The sequence below is a fragment of the Mycobacterium syngnathidarum genome (assembly GCF_001942625.1).
GTDB lineage: Bacteria > Actinomycetota > Actinomycetes > Mycobacteriales > Mycobacteriaceae > Mycobacterium > Mycobacterium syngnathidarum.
Genome location: NZ_MLCL01000076.1, coordinates 68,484 through 94,018 on the forward strand (window position 1 = coordinate 68,484; position 25,535 = coordinate 94,018).

Sequence of the window (25,535 nt, forward strand, 5' to 3'; positions counted from 1 at the left end):
CTATTGAGCAGGTGTGGTCTCCAATTGCTGGGCCAATTCGCGGACGGACGGGGATTCGAACAACGTGAGAACCGTGAGCTCGACGTCGAGCGCGCCGTTTATCGCGGCGATGGCACGCATCGCAGAAATCGAATCGCCGCCCAACTCGAAGAACGACTCCTCTACCCCGACCCGGTCCACGCCCAGTACCTCGGCGTAGATGCTGGCCACGATCTGCTCGATCAAGGTGGCCGGCGGGCGGTACGCATCGCTGTTCGCACCGGGTTCGGGTGCCGGCAACGCCGCGCGCTCGGGCTGCGCCCCGCGGGCCCAGGCCAGCCGTGGCTGTGCCGAGCCTTTGAGCAGGTCGAAGGACGACAGGCGGCGCCCCGGATGTGCCGTCATCTCCGCCAGCACCTTCTTGAACCGCTCCATCAGTGCCGCGATCGTTTCCCTGTCGAACACGTCGGTGTCGTACTGGACGCGAAGCTCCAGCTCGCGGCCCGGCCCGGCTTGCACCGCGATCGGGTAGTGGTAGTAGTCCCGGCTGCTGAAACCGGTGATGACCAGCCCGTCACCACCGGGTTGTGCGCCTCCCTCGGTCGGATAGTTCTCATAGACGAAGACGGTGTCGAACAGCGTGTCCTGGCCGGTGATGCGATGGATGTCGCTGAGCGCCACGTGCTGGTGGTCGAGCGTGTCGTTGTGGGTCCGCTGCAGCTGCTCGAGCAGATCGACGGTGGTGGTGGCCGGGGTGAAAGTGGCCCGCACCGGCACGGTGTTGATCAGCAGGCCGACCATCGAATCTGCGCCGTCGACCTCGGCAGACCTGCCCGACACGACAGTGCCGAACGCGACGTCCGACTGGCCGGTCAGTGAACTGAGCAGGAGCGCCCAGGCGCCCTGCAACACCACGTTGACGGTGGTGTGATGCGAACGCGCCAGCTTGGTGAGCGCGCGCGTGGTTTTCGCGGGCACCCGATACGAGTCGACGCAACGCTCCCCGAACCGCAGCCGCTGCGGCGGCCCGACCAGGATCGGCGTGTCGAATCCGTCCAGCACCTCGCGCCATGCTGCCCGGGCGGCGTGGTGGTCGCGTTCGGCCAGCCACGTCATGAAGCTGCGATACGGCGACGCCGCGGGCAACCGCAGCCCTTGGTATCCGGCGAAGATCTCCTGCATCAGGATCGGCATCGACCAGCCGTCCAGAACGATGTGGTGATTGGTCAGCACGAATTGGTGCCGGTTGTCCGCGATACGGATCAAGACGGCCCGGAACGCAGGCTGATTCTCCAGGTCGCACACAGCCGCGCGTTCGGCCGCGCAGATCTCCTCGATCTGATCGGCGATGCCAATCCCGTTGGTGTCCAACGTGATATACCGCCAAGGTGCCACCGGCTCTGCGGGAATGACCTGCACCGGTTGTTCGAATTGCGGGCAGAATCGGGCAGCCAGATGCGGATGTCTGCCGACCACCGCCTGCACGGCGTCCCGCAGCCGGTGCACGTCGAGCGGGCCGCTCAACGCCAGATCCAACTGCACCGCATAGACATCGTCGCCGGAGCTGTTCGCGATGCCGGCGTGGTACAGCAGCCCCTGCTGCAATGGCGTCAGGAGCAGCACGTCGGCGATCGGTCCGTCGGCGTGCAGGGTGTCGATCTGCTGCTGGCTCAGCCGGGCCGGGGCGATGTCCGACGGTGTCAGCCCGCCACCACCTCGCCTGACATGGGCGCAGATTCCTGCCAAGGCGTCGAACCACAGCCGGCTGATCCGGGTGACGGCCGTGCGGTCCAGCGCGGTGGGTGCCCATGTCCAGGTGGCGTTCAGATGCGGGCCGGTGTCGGTGTCGATCGTGACGGCATTGAGCTCCACCGAATGCGCCAACGCGATGGGCATCGCCCCGGCAGCACCGGTCAACGACAGGCCTTCCTGGCTGAAGCGCCACACGTCACCGGACGCATAGGCTGCCGGGGATCCCAGCCGTCCGAGGTAGTTGAAGCCGATGACGGGATCGGCGCCGGGCAGGTCCACATCCGGGTTGAGATAGCGCAGCAGACCATAGGTCAGACCGTCCGGCAGCGCTCGAAGTTGTTCTTTGGCGTCTTTGATCACCGCACCAAGCGCGGCATCGCCGGCCACCACCTGTGTCCAGCGCAGCCCTCCGCCACGGCCGCCAAAGCTCAGCGACACCGGGTACTTCGTGGTGAACCATCCCACCGTGCGCGACAGGTCGATGTCGGTGTCACCACCGCCGTCCAATTCCTCGTGGCGGCCGTGCCCCTCCACATCGAACGCGATCGGCGCGCCACCGGTGCCCAGGTACTGCGCCCACGCCAAACCGAAGGCGATCAACAGGATCTCGTGTACCCCGGCATGAAATGCCGCAGGCACATCGCCGAGCAGCATGTGGGTGGTCTCGGCGTCCAGGAACTCGGTCAGATATCCGGCCGTGGCGAACGTATCCTCGGCGGGTTGCGGCGCCGGCAACGCGGCGGGGACCGCGGTCACCTGGCGCCAAGCGCCGGCCTGGCCGACCACATCGGGATGGCGCGCATGTTCGGCGAGTCGATTCGCCCAGCCGGTGAACGACGTACCCGCCGGCGGCAACAGCACCGGTTGCCCGCCGCGGTGCTGGGTCCAGGCGATGTTCAGGTCTTCCAAAACAATTCGCCACGACACGCCGTCGATGGCCAGATGGTGGACCACCAGCGCCAGTTGGCCCGTGGCAGAGCACCACACCGCGCACAGCATCGTCCCGGCTGCTGGGTTCAACCGCGAGCGGGCCGCCGCCAGGGCGTCTTCGGTCAACAGGTCCATCGTCTGCAGACACCCGCGGGCGTCCACCGTGTTGGCTTCAGGCACACTCATCGACCATCCGCCCGCTCCGTCGTCCTCGGCCCGCAAGCGGAGCATGCCGTGGCGATCGAGCAAGGCCTGCAACAGGATTACGACGTCATCCTCGCCGGCCCCGGCCGGGGCCTGCAGCACCACAGTCTGGTTGAACTCGTCGATCGGGCCGTCGGCGGTTTCCAGGCTCTTGAGCCAGCGCATGATCGGGGTCGCCACCACCGGTCCGAGCCCGTCGTCGATCGCCGTGCCGGAGCTGTCGGCCAACCTGACCACCCGCGCCAGGCGGGCCACCGTCTGCTGGACGAAGATATCGCGTGGGCGACCGGTGAGTCCGGCACTGTGCGCGCGCCAGATCACCTGGATCGCCGAAATACTGTCGCCGCCAAGGTCGAAGAACGAGTCGTCGACACCGACCTGGTCCAATCCGAGGACTTGGGCGAAGATGCCGGCCAGGATCTCCTCGACGGGCGTGGCCGGGGCGCGATAGTGATCGACGTCCTGGTATTCGGGCGCGGGCAACGCGCGAACATCGAGTTTGCCGTTGACCGTGAGGGGCAGTGCGTCGATCGCGACGACGGCGGTGGGCACCATGTAGGACGGGAGCCGGTCCCCCAGCGCCACGCGGGTCGCCAGCGGATCTGCGGTGCCGGTGAGGTAGCCGACCAGACGCTTGTCCCCGGGCCGGTCCTCACGGGCGATCACCACCGCCTGCTCGACACCGTCCAACGCCATCAAAGCGGCCTGGATCTCACCGAGTTCGATGCGATAACCACGGATCTTGACCTGCTCATCGGCACGGCCCAGATACTGCAACTGCCCGTCGGAGTTCCAGGACACCAGGTCCCCGGTGCGATACATCCGGTGTCCCGGCGGAGCGAACGGACAGGCCACGAACCGTGACGCGCTCAAGCCGGCCCGGCCCACGTACCCGACAGCCAAACCCGCACCGGCGACATACAACTCACCCACCACGCCGACCGGCACCGGACGCATCCAGCGATCCAGCACGAAAAAGGCCAGGTGCTTGAGCGGCACACCGATCGGACTGACCGCGCGGCTCACGTCGGCGGCGGTGATCTCACGGAACGAGGCATGCACCGTCGTCTCGGTGATCCCGTACATGTTGATCAATCGTGGTAGCACCGGGTGGTCTTCCAGCCACTCGGCCAGCCGTGTCGGGTCCAGCGCCTCGCCACCGAAGACGACCAGCTCAAGTTCCAGCTCAGACCCGGACGCCGGTGACAACTCGTCCGCGGTTTGCAGCGCATAGAACGCCGATGGCGTCTGACTCAACACGCTGACTCGTTCGTGGACCAACAGAGCGTGGAAATCCTCGGGAGACCGCGCCACCGAATCGGATACCACCACCAGCCGGCCGCCGTGTACCAGCGCGCCGAAGATCTCCCACACCGAGAAGTCGAACGCCAACGAATGACTCTGTGTCCACACCTGGCCAGACGACAACTCCAGGTCCGCGTCCAGCGCCTGCAACAGCCGAATCACGTTGCGGTGCGGGATCGCCACGCCCTTGGGTACACCCGTGGTGCCCGACGTGTAGATCACATACGCGATGTCGTCCGGCGTGGGACCGAGGTGCGGCGGACTGTCGGCCTGCCCCGCCACCGCGGCGTCGTCGACAGCGATGACCGTCACGGAATGCCCGGCCAGACGGCCGGTCAGATCCTCGGTGGTGACCGCCACGACCGGCTGGGAGTCGGCGAGCACGAAATCCAGCCGCGAATCGGGCACCGCGGGGTCGACCGGCACATACGCCGCACCGGTTTTCAGCACGCCCATGATCGCCACCACGGCCTCGACCGACCGGGACAACAGCACCGCTACCCGCTGCCCCGGGCCGGCGCCACGCTCGATCAGCAAGTGCGCCAGTCGGTTCGCGGCCCGATCGAGATCTCCGTAGGTGATGTGGCTTCCGCCGAAGCTGACCGCCGGCGCATCGGCAGCACGTGCCACCTGGGTGCCGAACAAGGCCGGGATCGAGCCCGCCTGCGGCGCAGGGCTGGTCAGCGCCGCCCGGTTGCCCACCGTGTACAGGTGCACCTGTTCGTCGGCATCGAGCACGTCGATTGCCGACAGCCGGCGGGCCGGGTCGGCCGCCATCGCCTCCAGCACGCGGTATAACCGGGCGACCAGGGCTTCGATCGTCGACGCGTCGAACACGTCGGTGCGGTACTCCACCGTCCCGGAAATCCCTGCGGCCTGGCCGGTTTCAGTCCAACGTTCCGCCAGGGAGAACGACAGGTCCGTGCGGGCGGTGTGCGTGTCCAATGGCAGCGGGGTGGCCTGCAGATCTCCGAGTGCCAATCCGTCGCCGGAGCCGCCGGCCTGGCCGGGGACGTTCTGCCAGGCCATCATCACCTGCACAAGGGGGTGATGGGTCAGCGACCGGGTCGGGTTGAGTCGTTCGACGAGCACTTCGAACGGCACATCCTGGTGTTCGAAGGCGCCGAGACTGTTGGCACGTACTTGAGCCAGCACCTCGCTGACCGTCGGGTCGCCCGCCAGATCCACACGCAGCACCAACGTGTTGACGAAGAACCCGACCAGATCGTCGAGGGCGGGATCACGACGCCCGGCGATCGGGAAGCCCACCGCCACATCAGAACTGGAGCTCAGCTTCGACAACAGGGTCAGCAGCGCCGCTTGGAGGACCATGAACTTGGTCGCGTTGTGATCACGGGCCAGGCGAGCAACCCGCTGCTGCACATCTGCCGGCCACTCGACATCGATTCGGTCACCCTGTTGCTCGGCCACCATGGGGTACGGACGGTCGGTCGGCAACGCCACGCATTCGGGCATGCCCGCCAGGGCATCGGTCCAGAATCTCAGTTGCTGCGAAATCCGGCTGTCACTGTCTTCCAGATCGCCCAGCTGGGCCCGTTGCCACAACGTGTAATCCGCGTACTGGACCGCCAACGGTTCCCAGCCAGGTGCGTGCCCAGCGCACCGATCGGCGTAGGCCACAGCCAGATCGGTCACCAGCGGGGTGATCGACCACCCGTCGGCGGCGATGTGGTGCACCACGACCACCAGCACATGCTCGTCGTCGGTGACACGGAAAATCCGTGCCAGGAAGGGGATCTCGGCACCCAGGTCGAATCCGTGCCGCGCGGTGTCTTCGACGGCTTCTTGTAACCGGGCTGCCGGCCATCCGCAGGCATCGACGACCTTCCAGCTGAACCCGGTCTGGTCCGCGGCGGCGATCAGCTGATGAGGAGTCCCCTCGACCGTCGGGAACAAGGTGCGCAGGCTCTCGTGCCGCTCCAAGAGGTCGGCAATGGCCGTGCCCAGCGCATCGACATCGAGCGAGCCGGTGAGACGCAGCCCCGCCGCCAGGTTGTACACCGGTGAGGGGCCCTGCAATTGGTCGATGAACCACAACCGGCTCTGCGCGAACGACAGGGGCATCATCTCCGGGCGGTCACCCGCCAGCAATGGCTGCTGGTTCCCGGCACCGTCACCGATGCGAAGCACCAATTCCGCCACCGTCGGAGCATCGAAGATGACCCGCTCTTCAAGCCCGGCGTCCAGGGTTCGGTTGAGCGCGGCCACCAGGCGCATGGCCTGCAGCGAATCCCCGCCGAGTTCGAAAAAGGAGTCGTCGACGCCGACGCGGTCCAGGCCGAGGATCTCGGCGTAGATGCCGGCCACCATCTCCTCGGTCGGAGTCGACGGGGCCCGGTAGTCATCGCCGTGCTGGTATTCCGGTGCGGGCAAGGCCTTCTTGTCGAGCTTGCCGTTGACCGTCAGCGGAACGGTCTCGATGGCAACGATGGCCGTGGGCACCATGTAGGGCGGCAGCTTCTCCCCCAGTGCGTCACGCAATGCGGCGGGATCGCCCGGCCCCGTGGTGTAGCCGACCAGACGCTTGTCCCCGGGCCGGTCCTCACGGGCGATCACCACCGCCTGATCGACACCGTCCAACGCCATCAAAGCAGCTTGGATCTCACCGAGTTCGATGCGATACCCGCGGATCTTGACCTGCTCATCGGCACGGCCCAGATACTGCAACTGCCCGTCGGCACCCCAACTGACCAGATCCCCGGTGCGGTACATCCGGGTTGCGGGCCTGCCCGGAGGACCGAAAGGGCACGCCACATACCGTGTCGCGGTCAACGGCGCCCGCTCCACGTAGCCGTAGCCCAAACCCGCACCGGCGACATACAACTCACCCATCGCACCCGCAGGCACCGGGCGCAACCAATCATCGAGCACGAAGAACGCCAGATCAGCCAGCGGCACACCGATCGGACTGACCGCGCGGCCCACATCGGCGGCGGTGATCTCACGGAACGAGGCATGCACCGTCGTCTCGGTGATCCCGTACATGTTGATCAATCGCGGCGATACCGGGTGGCGGTCCAACCATGGTGCGAGCCGAGGCGGTTCGAGCGCCTCACCGCCGAACACGACAACCTCGAGTGCCGTGGTTTGGCGGCTGAAGTCGGTCTGCCCCTTCTCCACGGCTTGCAGCGCGTAGAACGCCGACGGCGTCTGACTCAAAACGCTGACCTGCTCGGCGATCAACAGGGTGTGGAGCTCCTCAGCCGAGCGTGTCACGGATTCGGGCACCACCACCAACCGTCCGCCGTGGAGCAGGGCGCCGAAGATCTCCCACACCGAGAAGTCGAACGCCAACGAATGACACTGTGTCCACACCTGGCCGGCGGACAACATCACATCTCGATCGATCGCGCCCAGCAGGCGGGTGACATTTCGGTGCGGGATCGCCACGCCCTTGGGCACACCGGTGGTGCCCGACGTGTAGATCAGATATGCGACGTCATCAGGTGCTGCCACGAGTCGCGGCGCGGCGACGGGCTGAGTGTCCGCCACGGCGTCGTCGACAGCGATCACCGGAAAGCCATGTCCGTCAAGGCGATCGGCGAGATCGGCGGTGGTCACCGCGGCCACCGGCCCGGAATCGGCAACCACGAACTCCACCCGGGCATCAGGAACCACCGGGTCGATCGGCACATAAGCCGCGCCGGTTTTCAGCACACCCATGACGGCCACGACGGCCTCGATCGATCGGGAGAACAACAGGGCCACCCGGTGGCCCGGCCTGACGCCACGTTCGATCAGCAGGTGCGCCAACCGATTGGCGGCCTCATCGAGGTCGCCGTACGTGATGTGGCTTCCGTCGAAGCTGACCGCCACTGCCCTGGGATCCCGAGTCACCTGCTCGGAAAACAACTCCGGAATCGTCCCCGTCTGTGGCGTCGTCTCGGTCAGGGCGGACCGGTTACCCCAGCCGTCGAGTTCCTCGAGTTCATCGTCGTCATCGAGATCCATCGACAACAGTCGCCGGTTGGCCTCGGCAGTCACGATCGCGGTTCCTCCCCGGTCATGGCGTCCAGCACCCGCCGGAACCGCGCGACGACCTTGTTCACGCGTTTCGCCGTGAACACGTCGGTGTCGAATTCGACCCGCAGAACCAGTTCGGTACCTGGCATCGCTTGCATCGTCAGCGGGTAGTGGTTGTATTCGCGTCCGTTGACCGCGGTGATGGCCAGACCGTCGGCCATCGACGACGCCACTGTCTCCACCGGGTAGTTCTGATAGACGAACAGCGTGTCGAACAGCTGATCCTGCCCCACGGCACGATGAATCTCGCTGAGCGCCAGATGCTGGTGATCGAGGGTGTCGCTGTGGTGGCGTTGCAGTTCGTCGAGCAGGCCGGCGATGGTGGTGTCGGGTGTGATGGTGGCGCGAACCGGCACGGTATTGATCAGCAGTCCCACCATCGAATCCGCTCCTGCCACTTCGGCCGACCGGCCCGATACCGCGACACCGAAGGTGACGTCGTGCTGGCCGGTGAGCCACATGAGCACCTGGGCCCACGCAGCCTGCAAGACGGTGTTGGCGGTGGTGTGTTGGGCGCGTGCGAGCTCGGTGACGGCCCGGGTCGTCTCGGCGGGCAGCCGGAACGTCTCGGTGGCGCGTCGTCCCGGTGTTGCCCGACCGGGTGCGACCAGGGTCGGGGTGGCAAAGCCGGCGAGGACATCGCGCCAGGCAGTGTTGGCGGCCGCGACATCCCGATCGGCCATCCATGCCACGAAATTCCGGTACGGCGCGGCAGCGGGAAGGCGCTGCCCGTAGTAGCCGGCGAAGATCTCCTGCAACAGGATCGGCAGTGACCAACCGTCGAGCACGATGTGGTGATAGGTCATGACGAACCGGTGCTCGCTGTCCGAGGTCTTGATCAAGGCGGTGCGGAACGCCGTTTGGTGCACGAGATCGCAGACCGAGGCGCGTTCGGCGGCGCACACCTGTGCCACCTGCTCGTCGAGCGTCACTGTGCCCGTGGCCATGTCGAGGTACTGCCAGGGCACCGTGGCGTCGGCCGGGATGATCTGGACCGGCTCGTCGAATCGCTTGTCGAACCGGGCTGCCAAGTTGGGGTGCCGGTTGACCACGGCGCGCACCGCCTCACGCAACCGCAGCGGATCCAGGGGTCCGGTGATGGTGATGTCCAGCTGCATGGCGTAGACGTCGTCATCATTGTTCCTTGTGGCATTGGCCTGGAACAGGAGCCCCCGCTGCAGCGGTGTCAGCGGCAGGATGTCGGCGACCCGGTGATGTTCGGTCAGCTCGTCGATCTGGGGCTGGGTGAGATCGGCCGGCACGATGTCAGATGGCGTGAGGCCTCCGCCACCGGCGCCGACGTACGCACAGATTCCGGTCAGCGCCTCGAACCAGAGTTGACCCAGCCGGCTGACCTGGTCCTCGCCCAGGGCCGAGGGGGCCCACGTCCACGAGGCGTGAAGACTTGGGCCGGACTCGGTTTCAGCGGTGCTCGCGTTGAGTTCGACCGTATGGCCCAGCGGCATGGGGATGGCTGAGGCAACGGATGCGACCGCCGCCCCGTCACTGCTGGGCCGCCACAGATCCGCAGCCGCCTCCGACGGGACTGGACCGGCGGAACCCACTCTGCCGAGATAATTGAACCCGACAGCCGGGTCGGCCCCGAACAGGTCGACATCGGGGTTCAGGTAACGCAGGAGACCGTAGGTCATTCCGTCGGGCAGGGCACGCAGTTGTTCCTTGGCGTCCTTGATGACGCGGCCCAGTGCCGGACCACCGGCCACCACATCGGACCACGGCAGCCTGCCCCGTTGGCCTTCCGGTTCGCCCGTCATGGTCAGGGTCACCGGGTACTTGGTGGTGAACCACCCGACCGTTCGGGACAGGTCGACGCTCGCACCCAGTTCCTCGCTACGGCCGTGGCCCTCGACGTCGATGGTGACCGGCAAGGTCACACCGAGGAATTCGGTCAACGCCATGCCGTAGGCGATCAGCAGGATGTCCTGCACTCCGGCGTGGAATGCGGCCGGCGCTTCTCCAAGCAGCACACGCGTCGTCGCGGCATCCAGCGATGTGGTGAGATGACCTGCGGTTTCGTATGTATCGAGTTCGGGTCGGACCGCGGGCAGCGCCGACGGGGCCGCCAGTACTCGTCGCCAGGCGTCGGCCTGACCCACCACTGCCGCCGAGCGGGCGTGCTCCTCCAGCAGTGTCGCCCACTGCGCGAATGAGGTCCCGGCGGTGGGCAATACGATCGGCTGCCCCTGACAATGTTGTGCCCAGGCGATGTTGAGGTCCTCGAGCAGAATTCGCCAGGACACCGCATCGATGGCCAGGTGATGGACCGTCAGCACCAGCTGGCCGGTGGTGGCCACCCACAGCGCGCTGACCATCTCGCCCGCCGCCGGGTTCAACCGCGACCGGGCTGCGATCAGTGCCTCGTCGGAGACGGCGTCGGCCGAGTCCAGATGTGCTCGTACCGAACCCTTCTCGGGTACCACGAGCGACCAGTTGCCGGTCCCGGCATCTTCAGCACGCAGACGCAACATGGCATGCCGATCGAGCAGGGCCGCCAGTACCGTCTCGACATCGGACTCGGTGACCCCGGCCGGAGCCTGCACCACCACCGTCTGGTTGAACTGATCGACCGGCCGGCCCTCGCGGTCCACCTCTTCCAGCCACCGCATGATCGGGGTCGGCTTCACCGGACCGACACCCTCGTCGACAGGGCCGGCATCATCGTCTGCCACGCCTGCCACTTGCGCCAGTCGGGCGACGGTCTGCTCGACGAAAATGTCACGAGGCCTGCACATCACGCCACACGCCCTGGCTCTCGCGACGACCTGCATGGAAAGGATGCTGTCGCCGCCGAGGTCGAAGAACGAGTCGTCCACGCCGATCCGCTCCAGTCCGAGAACTTCGGCGAAGATTCCGGCGAGGATCTCCTCGACGGCCGTCTCGGGAGCGCGGTACTGGCCGGCGTCTTGATAGTCCGGTGCCGGTAAGGCCCGGACGTCGAGTTTGCCGTTGACGGTCAACGGCAACGCCCCCAGGACCACGATGGCCGCCGGAATCATGTAGGGCGGAAGCCGGTCCGCCAACATGTTTCGGAGGCCCACCGGCTCGGCCGAGCCGGACGCATCGTGGGTTACGTAGCCGACCAGCCGCTTGATCCCCGGGTGGTCTTCGCGGGCGATCACCACCGCCTGCTCGACACCGTCCAACGCACCCAACGCGGCCTGTACCTCGCCGAGCTCGATCCGATACCCGCGGATCTTGACCTGGTCGTCGGCACGGCCAAGGTATTGCAGCTGCCCGTCGGCGCGCCAGCTGACGAGATCTCCGGTGCGGTACATCCGTATTGCGGGCTGCCCCGGTTCCCCGAACGGACACGCCACGAACCGCGTGGCAGTCAAACCTGAGCGGCCCAGGTAGCCAACCGCAACACCCGCGCCGGCCACGTAGAGCTCCCCCGCCACCCCGGGAGGCACCGGACGCAACCACTGGTCGAGTACGAACAACGCCGATGTCGGGACCGGAGCCCCGATCGGTGCCGCGCCCGATCCTGGTTTCAGAGGCGCACTCATCGACGCATACACCGTGATCTCGGTGGGGCCATAGGCGTTGATCACGAGCCGGCCAGGGGCCCAGCGGTCGACCACCTCACCCGGGCAGGCTTCACCACCGAGCAGCAGCGCCACCGATTCCAGTCCCTCCGGGGACAGTGCCCCCGCCGCCGACGGGGTCTGGGTCAGCACGTTCACCTGTTCGCGGACGAGCAGCTCGTGGAACTCGTCGGGTGAGCTCACCACCGACTCGGGCACGACGACCAGACGTGCCCCTCCCAGCAGCGCGGCCCAGATCTCCCATACCGAGAAGTCGAACGCGTACGAATGGCACTGCGTCCATACCGGATTCGTCGGCAGCTGCTCGGGGGTGGACCGGGCCAGGTGAGCCAGATTCTGATGGCTGACCGCCACCCCCTTGGGAACACCGGTGGTTCCCGACGTGTAGATGAGGTAGGCGATGTCCTCGGGTAGCGGTTCCGCGGGTGCGGTGTCGGGCTGGTCCGCAATCGCCGGGTCGTGGACATCGATCGCGCACAGGCCACGGCCGTCCAGCCGGCCGGCCAGAGGGCTGGTCGTGACCGCGGCGACCGGTGCGGCGTCGGCGAGCATGAAATCGATTCGGGCCGCAGGCAGTGCGGGATCGATCGCCAGGTACGCGGCCCCGGCCTTCAGTACCGCCAGCATCGCTACAACGGCATCGGCAGAACGCTCGAGCAGCACGGCCACACAGCTGCCCGGTCCCGCACCCTGACCGATGAGGAAGTGCGCCAAACGGTTTGCGGCCTCGTCGAGCGCGCGGTAGGTCAGGGATCGGCCGTCGAACGTGACCGCGACGGCCTCGGGTGCGCGATTCACCTCGGCGGTGAACAACGCTGGGACCGACAACGGATCTGCAGGCACCGTCGCGGCCAGCGCCGCCCGGTTGCCGACGGCGTCGAGGTGCGCGTGCTCGGCGGCGCCGAGCAGGTCGATCGAGGACAGCGCCCGGTCGGTATCGGCCGTCATCGCCGACAACAGCAGCTCGAACCGGCCGAGCATCGTTTCGATGGTCGCCGTGTCGAACACGTCGGTGCGGAACTCCACCGTTCCGCCGATTCCGGCCGGAGCCCCGGTCTGGGTCCACCGTTCGGCCAGGGAGAAGCTCAGATCCATGCGTGCGGTGTGGGTGTCCGCGGGCATCTGGCTGACCTCGAGATCACCGAGAGCAAGGCCGCCGGTGGACTGGCCGGGTACGTTCTGCCAGCCCAGCGCCACCTGGATCAGGGGGTGATGGGTCAGGGAACGCGTCGGGTTGAGCCGCTCGACGAGCACCTCGAACGGCACATCCTGGTGGTCATAGGCTGCCAGACTGCGGGACCGCACCTGCGCCAAGAGTTCCGCGACCGTCGGGTTTCCGCCCAGATCGGCGCGCAACACCAGAGTGTTGACGAAGAATCCGATGAGTTCGTCGAGTGCGGGGTCACGGCGCCCAGCGATGGGGAAACCGACTGCCACATCGGAACTTCCGCTGAGCTTCGAGAGCAGGGTCAACAGCCCCGCTTGAATCACCATGAAGCTGGTCGCATTGTGCTCACGGGCCACACGGGCGACCTGCTGCTGCAGTTCTGCCGGCCAATCCACGGTGACGATGGCCCCGCGCTGGTCCGCCGTCGGCGGATAGGGCCGGACGGTGGGCAGTTCCACCCGCTCCGGCATACCGGCCAGTGCATCCTGCCAGTAGGCCAGTTGCTTGGCGATACGGCTCCGGCTGTCGTCGAAGTCGCCGAACTGTGCGCGTTGCCACAGCGTGTAATCGACGTACTGGACGGTCAGATCAGACCAGGCGGGGGCCTGCCCGGCACTTCGGGCGGAGTAGGCCACACCGAGGTCGAGCACCAGTGGGGTCAGCGACCAAGCATCGGCGGCGATATGGTGCACCACCGCAGCCAGCACATGTTCGTCTTCGGCAAGGCGGAAAAGTTTTGCCCGCAGCGGTATTTCGGTGGACAGATCGAAAGTGTGCTGCGCGGCCGCGGCGATCGCGTCGTGCAACCTGTCCGCTGTCCAGCCGGCGGCATCGACGACGACCCAGCCGAACTGTGCGGCCTCGAGCGCCAACACCGACTGACGCGGTATCCCGTCGACTGCCGGGAACACGGTGCGCAGGCTTTCATGCCGGGCCACCACGTCGGCGAGTGCAACACCCAGCGCATCGGAATCCAGGCCGCCGCGGATCCGCAAGGCTGTCGCCATGTTGTAAACCGGTGACGGGCCCTGCAATTGGTCGAGGAACCACAACCGGGACTGGGCGAACGACAGCGGGATCACCGCGGGACGTTCTCCGGCCACCAGCGGATCCAGGCGAGCCTCTTGGTCACCGATGTGGGGCGCCAGTTGCGCCACCGTGGGCGCCTCGAACAAGACGCGCACTGCGAGACCGGTGTCGAGGGTGGTGTTGATCGCGGCGACCAATCGCATCGCCGACAGCGAATCCCCGCCCAGGTCGAAGAAGGAGTCGTCGACCCCTACTCGCTCCACACCCAGTACGGTGGCGTAGATCCCGGCCAGAATCTCTTCGGTTACGTTGCCTGGGGCACGGTAGCGGTCGATGTCCTGGTACTCGGGTGCGGGAAGGGCTCGGATGTTCAGCTTGCCGTTCGGTGTCAACGGCAACGTCGGTAATGTGACCACCGCAGCGGGAACCATATAGACAGGCAGTTGTTCGGCCAGTTGGGTGCGCAGCTTGGCCGGATCCGCGGTGCCGGTCACATAGCCGACCAGTCGTTTGTCGCCCGGGCGATCTGCGCGAGCGATCACGGCCGCCTGCTCGACACCGTCCAGTGCGGCCAGAACCGCCTGGATCTCACCGAGTTCGATGCGATACCCGCGGATCTTGACCTGCTCATCAGCACGACCCACGTAGCGCAGCTGCCCGTCGGCGTCCCAGTGCACCAGATCGCCGGTACGGTACATGCGCGCCCCCGGAGCACCGAACGGGCAAGCCACAAAGCGGGTTCCGGTCAGATTCGCCTGGCCCAGATAGCCGACACCCACGCCGCGGCCGGCCACGTACAACTCTCCCACCACTCCAGGCGGCACCCGGCGCAACGCTCCGTCGAGCACGAACAGCGCCGCACCCGCAATCGGCACACCGATCGACGGGGCGCCTGTTTCGGGCGTCAATGGTGCCGTCCTGGAGGCACATATCGTGGTCTCGGTGGGACCGTAGGCGTTCACCATCGTACGTCCGGGTGCCCAGCGCTCCACCAACTCCGCCGGGCAGGCCTCACCCGCCACCAACAACGTCACCGGCCCGAGCCGATCGGGCGTCAGCAGGGCAACCGCGGATGGGGTCTGGCTCAGGACGCCGACCTGCTCGGCGACGAGCAGTGTTTGCAGGTCTTCGGGCGACCGGGCGACCGACTCGGGAACAACCACCAGCCGGCCGCCGTGCAGCAACGCGCCCCAGATCTCCTCGACCGAGGCGTCGAAGGCATACGAATGCCATTGCGTCCACGTCTGTCCGGCCAAAAACGTGTCAGCGGAGCCCAGGAGCCCGATCACGTTCCGGTGGGTGATCGCCACGCCCTTGGGTACGCCGGTGGTGCCCGACGTGTAGATGACGTAGGCGATATCGTCCGGGCTCGGTACCGGCAATGAGGCGCCGTCCGATGTCCAAGACACTGCCGGCGCGTCGTCACCGACCTCGATCACCGTCACACCGCACCCGGCGAGTCGATCGGCCAGACCAGTGGTGACGACCGCGGCCGCCGGCGCGGCATCGGTAAGCATGAATTCGATTCGCGCATCGGGCAGAACCGGGTCGATCGGCAGATATGCTGCGCCGGCGGTGAGTACCGCCAGCATCGATACAACCGCGTCGGCAGAGCGCTCGGCCAGCAAGACCACGCAGGTACCCGGACCCACGCCGTCGGCAACCAGCCTGTGCGCCAACCGAGTTGCCGCCTCATGGACTTCCCGATACGTCATGTGACAGTCGCCGAAACTGATTGCCACCGCCTCGGGCGAGCGGGCGACCTGTTCGGCGAACAACACCGGAATCGAGAGCTCATCCGCCGCGGGCTCAAAAGCCGTCAGTACGGCCTGGTTACCCCAATCAGCCAACCGGGCGTGCTCGGCCTCGTCGAGCAGCTCGAGCGAGGAGAGCCGTCGGGTGGTGTCGGCCGTCATCGCCGTCAGGACACGCTGCCAGCGCGCGATCAGCATTTCGACGCCGGCGGCATCGAACACATCGGTGCGGTATTCCACTGCCCCACCGATCCCGGCTGGCTCACCTTCGGAAGTCCAGCGTTCTCCGAGCGAGAACGTCAGATCCATGCGAGCGGTCTGGGTGTCCACCGGCAACGGGCTGACCTCTAGGTCGCCAAGGCTCAACCCGTCGGCGGGCCCAGTGGCCTGCCACAGGTTCTGCCATGCCAATGCCACCTGAACCAGCGGGTGGTGACTGAGGCTACGGGTCGGGTTCAGCCGTTCCACCAACACTTCGAACGGCACGTCCTGATGTTCGAAAGCAGCCAAGCTGCGGGCGCGCACCTGGGCCAGCAACTCCGCCACCGTGGGGTCCCCGGAAAGGTCCGCGCGCAACACCAAGTTGTTCACGAAGAATCCGACCAGCTCCTCGAGTGCCGGGGACCGGCGTCCTGCGATCGGGAAACCCACGGCCACATCGGAACTCGCGCTCAATTTGGAGAGCACGGCGAGCAGGGCGGCCTGCACCACCATGAAGGTCGTTGCCCCGTGCTCGCCTGCCACCGCACTCACCTGCTGCTGCAACTCGGCGGGCCAATCCACGTCGATGGTCGCGCCCCGCTGATCGGCAACGGACGGGTAGGGGCGATCGGTGGGTAACGCCAGCCGTTCGGGCAGGCCGGCGAGAGCTTCTTCCCAGTAGGCGAGCTGAGCGGAGATCGCGCTGTCACCGTCCTCGAGCTCACCCAGCTGCACACGCTGCCACAGCGTGTAGTCGACATACTGCACAGCCAGTGGCGCCCAGTCCGGTGCGCGGCCCGAGCACCGGCTGGCGTACGCCGCACTCAGATCACGCACCAACGGGGTCAGCGACCAGCCGTCTGCGGCGATATGGTGCACCACAGCCACAAATACGTGATCGTGCTCGTCGACACGGAACACCTTTGCCTGCAACGGGATCTCGGAGCCGAGGTCGAAGCTGTGGCGCACGGTCGTGGCGATGGCGTCGTCCAGGTCAGCCGACGCCCAACCGGTGGCATCGACGACACTCCAACCGAAGTCGGCGCGGTCGACCGGGACCACCACCTGGCGAGGTGTTCCGTCGGCCGCCTCGAACAGCGTGCGCAAACTCTCGTGGCGGGCAATGACGTCGCCCACTGCGGCGCGCAACGCTTCGGCGTCGAGCTTGCCACGAAGCCGCAATCCGACCGGCATGTTGTACACCGGGGACGGCCCGTGCAACTGGTCGATGAACCACAACCGATTCTGGGCGAACGACAATGGAATCACCGCGGGCCGCTCAGGGGCCACCAGCGGCGCCAGATCCCCCGGGCGTTCGCCGATACACAGGGCCAGCTGCGCCACCGTGGGTGCCTCGAATACGGTGCGCACCGACAGTTCGGTACCCAGGGCGGCATTGATCGCCGAAACCAGCCGCATCGTCGAAACGGAATCCCCGCCGAGATCGAAGAACGAGTCGTCGGCGCCGACCCGCTCGACACCCAGCACCCGAGCGTAGATCCCGGCCAGGATCTCCTCGTCGGGCCCGGCCGGCGCGCGGTAGTGATCCACGTCGCGGTAGTCAGGCGCAGGCAGCGCCCGGGTGTCGAGCTTGCCGTTCACCGTCACCGGCAGTGCGGCGAGGGCCACGACCGAGGCCGGAACCATATAGCCCGGTAGCCGTTCGGCCAGGGCCGCGCGGGCTGTGGCCGGATCCGCCGTCCCGGTGATGTATCCGACCAGACGCTTGTCACCGGGCTGGTCCTCCCGGGCGACCACCGCCGCCTGATCCACACCGTCCAGTGCGGTCAGCGCAGACTGGATCTCGCCGAGTTCGATGCGGTATCCGCGGATCTTGACCTGTTCGTCGGCACGACCGAAATAGTCCAACTGCCCGTCGGCTCGCCACCGCACCAGGTCGCCGGTGCGATACATGCGTGAGCCCGGCTCTCCGAAGGGGCACGCCATGAACCGCGATGCGGTCAGACCCGAGCGGCGCCAATACCCGATACCGACGCCGGCACCGGCCAGGTACAACTCCCCGACCACGCCGGCGGGCACCGGCCGCAGCCACTCGTCCAGGACGAAGAACGCTGCCCATGCGGTCGGAGCGCCGATCGGGACAATCTGCGGACCGGCCGATCCGACTTCCAGTGGCCTGCTGGCACAGAGCCACATCGTGGTCTCGGTCGGACCGTAGACGTTGACCATCACCCGTCCCGGTGCCCACCGATCGACCAACTCCGGCGGGCAGGGCTCGGCTCCGATCACCAACGAAGTGCGGTCGAGGCCCTGCACGGGAAGCACTCCCGCCGCCGATGGTGTCTGGGTCAACACCGTGACCCCTTCGCGCACCAGCAGGGCATGGAAATCCTCGGGGGAACGGGTGACCGCATCGGGCACGACCACGAGCCGGCCACCGTGCAGCAGCGCGCCCCAGATCTCCCACACCGAGAAATCGAACGCATACGAATGGAACTGCGTCCACACCTGTCCCGGCTCGAGCGGTACCCCGATCTCGAGCGAGTCGAAAAGCTGCGCCACGTTGCGCTGGGTGACCGCCACTCCCTTCGGCTGACCGGTGGTGCCGGACGTGTAGATGAGGTGTGCCATGTCGTCGGCCGCCGGTGGCGCCAACGGTGTGCTGGGCAGCCTTTCGGCAACAGGTGCGACGACATCGTCCGCATCGAATATCGTCAGGCCATGACCGCTCAGGCGGTCGGCCAAGGCAGCGGTGGTCACCGCGGCGATCGGGGCGGCGTCGGTGAGCATGAACTCGATGCGTGCCTCGGGAAGCGCCGGATCGATCGGCAGATAAGCCGCGCCGCTCTTGAGCACCGCCAGAATTGCCACGATCGCCTCGGCCGACCGCGGGAACATCACCGCAACCCGCTGGCCCGGGCCCACTCCCCCGGCGACGAGCAAGTGCGCCAACCGATTCGCAGACTCGTCGAGGTCGCGATATGTCATCGACCGCGCTCCACAGACCAGCGCCACCGCCTCCGGTGCCCGCGTCACCTGTGCTGCGAACAACTCCGGAACCGACGCCGGCTGTGCCAGTTCGGACAGCACCGCCCTGTTGCCCCATTCGGCGAGGCGGGCGTGCTCCGCCTCGCCGAGGAGGTCCACAGCCGAGAGCGCGCGGCGAGGTTCGGCCGTCATCGCCTCCAGCACCGCCTCTAGCCGCTGAGTGAGAACTTCGATGGCGGCGGTGTCGAACACGGTGGTGTCGTATTCGAGGCGCAGGCGGAGTTCGTCACCGGGTATCGCTTGCATCGTCAGCGGATAGTCGGTGGATTCGTGGCTGGTGAACTCGACGATCTCCAGACTCGCCTCGGCGCTGGACAACGTGGCGGTGTCCACCGGGTAGTTCTCGAACACGAACAGGGTGTCGAACAACCGGTCATGGTCGGTGATGCGGTGGATCTCGCTGAGCGAGATGTGTTGATGCTCAAGGGTCTTGGCGTGAGCGCGTTGGAGATGGTCAAGCAGATCGGTGGTGGTGGTCGATGCGGTGATGTCCGCGCGGACCGGCACCGTGTTGATCAGCAGGCCCACCATCGACTCGGCTCCTGCCAGCTCGGCCGGCCGTCCGGAGACCACCGTGCCGAAGACGATGTCGCGCTGGCCGGTCAATGAGTTCAGCAGTAGCGCCCAGGCAGCCTGCAACACGATGTTGGCGGTGGTGCGGTGCGAGCGCGCGAGCTCGTTGAGCGCCCGGGTGGTCCTGGCGGACAGTCGATGTGACGCTACCCCCCGAGGCCCGGACTCCGATTTCTGCGACGGGTCCACGAGGGTGGGTGTGTCGAAACCTTCCAGCACGTCGCGCCACGCCGCATGGGCTGCCTCGACATCGCGATCGGCCAGCCAGTTGATGTAACTGCGATACGGGGTGGCCGCGGGCAGCCGCTGACCGTGATAGGCGGCGAAGATCTCCTGCAGCAGGATGGGCAGTGACCAGCCGTCGAGCACGATGTGATGGTTGGTCAGTACTACCCGGTGGATGTTCGGGGCGGTATGGATCACGGCGACCCGGAAGGCCGGCGGATGCGCCAGATCGCAGACGGCCCCGCGTTCCTCGGCACACAACTGCTGGAGCTGTTCCTCGCTTGCGACGTGTCCCAATCCGACGTAGCGCCAGCCCGCAGCCGGATCGGCCGGAATGACCTGCACTGGCTCACCGAGCTGGTCGCAGAATCGGGCCGCCAGGTGCGGATGCCGAATCGCCACGGCCTGAACCGCATCCTCCAGCCGGTGCTCATCGAGGGGGCCGGCGACCGTGATGTCCAACTGCACCACATACAGGTCGTCGTCGGCACCCCGCGTTGTGCTGCTGTGGTAGATGAGGCCTTGCTGCAATGCGGTCAGCGGCAGGATGTCGGCGACGCGGTGCTGCCGGGACAACTCGTCGATCTCGGACTGGGTGAGCCGGGCGGGCGCGATGTCGGACGGGCTCAATCCGCCGCCACCGTTGCGCACGTGCTTGCAGATGCCGGCCAGGGCATCGCACCACAGCCCGTGGAGTCGGTTCATCTGTGCTTCGTCGACGGCCGATGGTGCCCAGGTCCAGTTGGCCTGCAACTGAGGGCCGGCGCCGGTGTCGAGGGTCCCCGCATCCAGTGCCACGGTGTGCGTCAACGGCATACGGGTGGCGGCCGCGCCTGTCGCAGACATACCGTCCGCGGAGATCCGCCACAAGTCATCGCTGATGCCGGCGGGCGCGCCGAGACGACCCAGATAGTTGAACCCGAGCGTCGGGTCGGCACCCTCGAGGTCGACATCGGGGTTCAGGTAGCGCAGCAGCCCATACGTGAGTGGGTCAGGCAGTGAACGCAGCTGCTCCTTCGCATCTTTCACCGCTGCGCCCAGAGCTGGAGCCCCCTCGACCACCTGCGACCAGGACGGGCCACCGCCGCTGTCGCCGAAATTCAATGCGACCGGATACTTGGCGGTGAACCAACCCACCGTGCGGGACAGGTCGATGTCGCCGGCCACTTCCTCATGTCGCCCATGACCCTCGACATCGATGGTGATGGGCGCGTCGGCTTTACCCCCGGTGCGGGAGAATTCGGCCACGGCAAGCCCGAACGCGATCAGCAAGATGTCCTGCACGCCGAGATGGAACGCCGCAGGCACTTCACCGAGCAACATGCGGGTGGTTTCGGCGTCCACGGACACCCGCAGCTGTCCGGCGGTCTCATGCGTATCGCGGTCGGGTTGCACCGCGGGAAGCACCGCAGGGGTGTTGGCCACTTTCCGCCACACGTTCGCGTGGGCCACGACGTCGGGGTGGTCGGCGTGCGCGCGCAGCGCTTCGGCCCACCGCTGGAAGGACGTGCCGGCCGGCGGCAGCGCCACCGGTTGTCCACCGCGATGCTGTGACCAGGCGATGTTGAGGTCTTCCAAGATGATTCGCCACGACACCGCATCGACGGCAAGATGGTGCCCGATCAACACCAACTGACGTGTGGAGGTCACCCACAGCGCGCTGAGCATCACTCCGCCCGACGGGTTCAACCGCGACCGGGCCATCGCCAGCGCCTCATCCGTCAGGGCGTCCACCGAACGCACGCAGCCACGCGCGTCGACCGAGCCCGGCTCGGGCACGGTCAACGACCACGGGCCGACCCCATCGGTCTCGGCGCGCAACCGAAGCATGCCGTGGCGATCGATCACGGCCTGTAACAGAGTGACGACATCAGCCTCGGCCACCCCGGAGGGAGCCTGTAGCAGGACGGTCTGGTTGAACTCATCGACTGGGCCGACGCGCGCAACGTCATTGAGCCACCTGATGATCGGCGTGGCCGGCAGCGGCCCGACCCCTTCATCGACTGGGCCGTGTACACCGCCTTCCAGCCCGGGTACCTCGACCACCCGCGCCAAACGCGCCACGGTCTGCTCGACGAACACGTCACGGGGACGGCACACCAAGCCCGCTGCGCGGGCCCGGGCCACCACCTGCATCGACAGGATGCTGTCGCCGCCGAGATCGAAGAACGAGTCGTCGACGCCGACTCGGTCCAGCCCGAGAACCTGCGCATAGATGTCGCCGAGGACCGCTTCGACGGCATCCGCCGGGGCCCGGTAGTCGTCACCGGAGCCATAGTCGGGCACGGGAAGCGCTCGGGTGTCGAGCTTTCCGTTGACCGTGAGTGGCAGCGCGCCGAGCACCACGACCGCGACCGGCACCATGTACGCGGGCAGCCGGTCGGCGAGTTGGGTGCGGATACCGGCCGGTTCGGCGGTGCCGGTGACGTAGCCGACGAGGCGCTTGTCACCGGGACGGTCCTCGCGGACGATCACGGCGGCCTGATCCACACCCTCGAGCCCGGCCAAGGCGGCCTGGACTTCGCCGAGTTCGATGCGATATCCGCGAATCTTGACCTGCTCGTCGGCACGGCCCAGGTATTGCAGTTGCCCGTCGGAACGCCAGCACACCAGGTCTCCGGTCCGATACATCCGTGTGCCGGACGCGCCGAAGGGGCAGGCGACAAACCGTGACCCGGTCAATCCGGTGCGACCGACATAGCCGTAGGCCAGGCCGGCACCTGCCACGTACAGTTCGCCGATGACCCCGGCAGGTACGGGGCGCAACCACTCGTCGAGCACGAACAGCGCGGCGGCGGGGACCGGTGAACCGATGGGAACGACAGACGATCCGGGCCGGCCAGCTTGCAGCGGCGCGCTGATCGCCACGCACATCGTCGTCTCGGTGGGCCCATAGGCGTTGATCATCAGCCGCCCCGGCGCCCACTGGTCGACCACCTCGGGCGAACATGCCTCACCGACCACCACCAACGCCGCCGACTCCAAACCATGTGTCGGCAACGCACGTACGGCAGAGGGCGTTTGAGTGAGCACATCGACTCGTTCGCGTACCAGTAAGGCGTGGAAATCATCCGGTGAGACCGCAACGTCCTCGGGGACGACCACCACCCGTCCGCCGCGTAGCAGCGCGCCGAAGATCTCCCAGACCGAGACATCGAAGGCCAGTGAGTGACACTGGGGCCACACCCCGGGACGAGGCAGCCCGGCATCGAGGCGCTCCAGCAGTTGCGTCACGTTGTGGTGGGTGACAGCAACACCTTTGGGCACCCCGGTGGTGCCCGAGGTGTAGATCAGGTAGGCGACATCATCGGCGTGCGGCATCGGCAGCCCACTGGTCGGATGCAATGCAGGCACCGTGATCTCGTTGGCGTCGACGACCGAAATCCCACGTCCCCGCAATCGGTGGGCCAGGCCGCTGGTGGTGACGGCGGCCACCGGACCGGCATCGGTCAACACGAACTCCAGCCGCGTATCGGGCACGACGGGATCGACCGGCAGATACGCCGCCCCGGTCTTGAGGATCGCCAGGATGGCGATGATGGCCTCGCCGGACCTGTTGGACAGCAGCGCGACGCACTGGCCGGGACCCGCTCCCTGGCCGATCAACTTGTGCGCCAGCCGGTTCGCGGTCAGATCGAGTTCACGGTAGGTCCAGGATCGCTCACCACAGGTGAGCGCCACCGCCTCGGGAGTGCGTGAGACATGTTCGGCGAACAGCGCGGGAATGGAGATCGGCCTGGGTGTCGGCCGTGTCAGCGTTCCGCGGTTGCCGAGGACAGCGAGGCGGGCGTGCTCATCCTCGTCGAGCAGGTCGATCGACGACAGCCGAGCGGTCGGATCTGCGGTCATGGCCGTCAGCACCCGTCGCAGCCGAGCGATCAGGGTTTCGATGGTGCCGGAATCGTAGACATCGGTGCGGAATTCCACGGTGCCGCCGATGCCGGCCGGTTCACCGTCGGCGGTGCGGCGTTCGGCCAGCGAGAAGTTCAGATCCATTCGGGCGGTGCGGGTATCGACGGGTATCCGGGTGACCTGCACATCGTCCAAGACCATTCCGGCGGACGATTCGTTGATGTCATGCTCGGCGAGGTTCTGCCATGCCAGCGCAACCTGGATCAACGGGTGGTGGGCCAGGGACCGAGTCGGGTTCAGTTGATCGACGAGGACTTCGAACGGCACATCTTGGTTGTCGAACGCAGCCAGGCTGCGGGCACGCACTTGCGCCAGGACGTCGGTGACGGTCGGGTCACCGGCCAGGTCCGCCCGCAGCACCAGGGTGTTGACGAAGAAGCCGACCAGGTCATCCAGCGCCGGATCGCGGCGGCCGGCGATCGGGAAGCCCACCGCCACATCGGAACTCGCGCTGAGCTTCGACAGGAGTGTCAGCAGGGCCGCTTGGACCACCATGAAGGTGGTTGCGTTGTGCTCTCGCGCCACCCGGGCGACCTGCTGCTGCAATTCGGCCGGCCAGTCCACCGCCATCGTGGCACCGCGGTGCTCGGCAATCAGTGGGTACGGCCGGTCGGTGGGTAGGTCGATGCGCTCGGGCAGGCCCGCCAACGCGTCCCGCCAGTAAGTCAGCTCGGTGGCGATCCGGCTCCGGCTGTCCTCGAAGTCACCGAACTGCGCACGCTGCCACAGCGTGTAGTCGGCATACTGCACCGGCAGCGGCGTCCAGTCGGGGGCCTGCCCTGCGCACCGATTGGCGTAGGCCTGCCCGAGGTCGGTCACCAGCGGGATGACCGACCAACCGTCCGCGGCGATGTGGTGCACAACCGCGACAAGCACATGCTCGTCGTCGTCGACACGAAACACCTTCGCTCGCAGGGGGATCTCGGTGGCCAGTTCGAAGGTGTGCCGCGCCGCGCCCTCGATGGCCGCCTGCACCTGTGCCGGCGTCCAGTCGGTGGCATCGACAACTTCCCAGCCGAGTGCGTCTCCTCCCGATACCGTCACGATCTGCCGGGGAATGCCGTCGGGAGCGGCGAACAGGGTGCGCAGGCTCTCGTGGCGAGCCACCACGTCGGCCATCGCAGCCCGCAAGGCCTCGATATCGAGTGCACCGATCAAACGGAATGCGGCCGTCATGTTGTACACCGGTGAGGGACCCTGCAATTGGTCCAGGAACCACAAACGGGACTGGGCGAACGAAAGCGGCAGCACCTCGGGTCGTTCACCGGCTATCAGAGGCTCCAACCCAACCTCTGCCCCGCCGATCCTGCGCGCCAGTTGGGCGACGGTGGCCGCGTCGAACAGGGAACCCACCGTGATACCGGCGCGCAGCGACGAATTGATCGCGGCGATCAGGCGCATCGCGGACAGCGAATCCCCTCCCAGATCGAAGAAGGAATCATCGATCCCCACCCGGGGCAGGCCGAGGACACGAGCATAGAGGTCGGCCAGGATCTCCTCGACCGGGTTGCCCGGGGCTCGGTACCGATCGGTGTCGAGATAGTCCGGAGCGGGCAGTGCGCGCCGGTCGAGTTTGCCGTTCACCGTCAGAGGCACTGCGTCGATCGCGACCACCGCGGACGGAACCATATAGCTGGGCAGCCGCTCGGCGAGCCGTGCCCTGGTGTGATTCGGGTCGGCCGTTCCGGTGATGTAGCCGACGAGGCGCATGGCAGCGGAGTCGTCATCGCGGGCGATGACGACGGCTTGGGTCACGCCGTCGAGTGCGGCCAGTGCGGCCTGCACTTCACCGAGTTCGATGCGGTACCCACGGATCTTGACTTGCTCGTCCGCGCGTCCGAGGTAGTGCACCTGGCCATCGAGACCCCACCGAACCAGGTCGCC

At 66.9% G+C, this 25,535-nt stretch carries 2 protein-coding genes (1 of these 2 only partly in view); both read right to left on the reverse strand.

Annotation, left to right across the window (positions count from 1 at the left end; genetic code table 11):
- The gene (locus BKG60_RS20920; RefSeq protein WP_070945755.1) at positions 1–8,175 is read right to left on the reverse strand and encodes a non-ribosomal peptide synthetase; all 8,175 of its coding nucleotides are present in this window, start codon (positions 8,173–8,175) and stop codon (positions 1–3) included.
- Positions 8,172–25,535, reverse strand: partial view of a non-ribosomal peptide synthase/polyketide synthase gene (locus BKG60_RS20925; protein WP_239252492.1) — the 3' portion only. The gene runs 7,092 nt beyond the window's last position; 17,364 of the gene's 24,456 nt are visible here — the last part of the coding sequence; its start codon lies off the right edge, out of view; it ends in the stop codon at positions 8,172–8,174. Before BKG60_RS20925 ends, BKG60_RS20920 begins: the two co-directional genes overlap by 4 nt.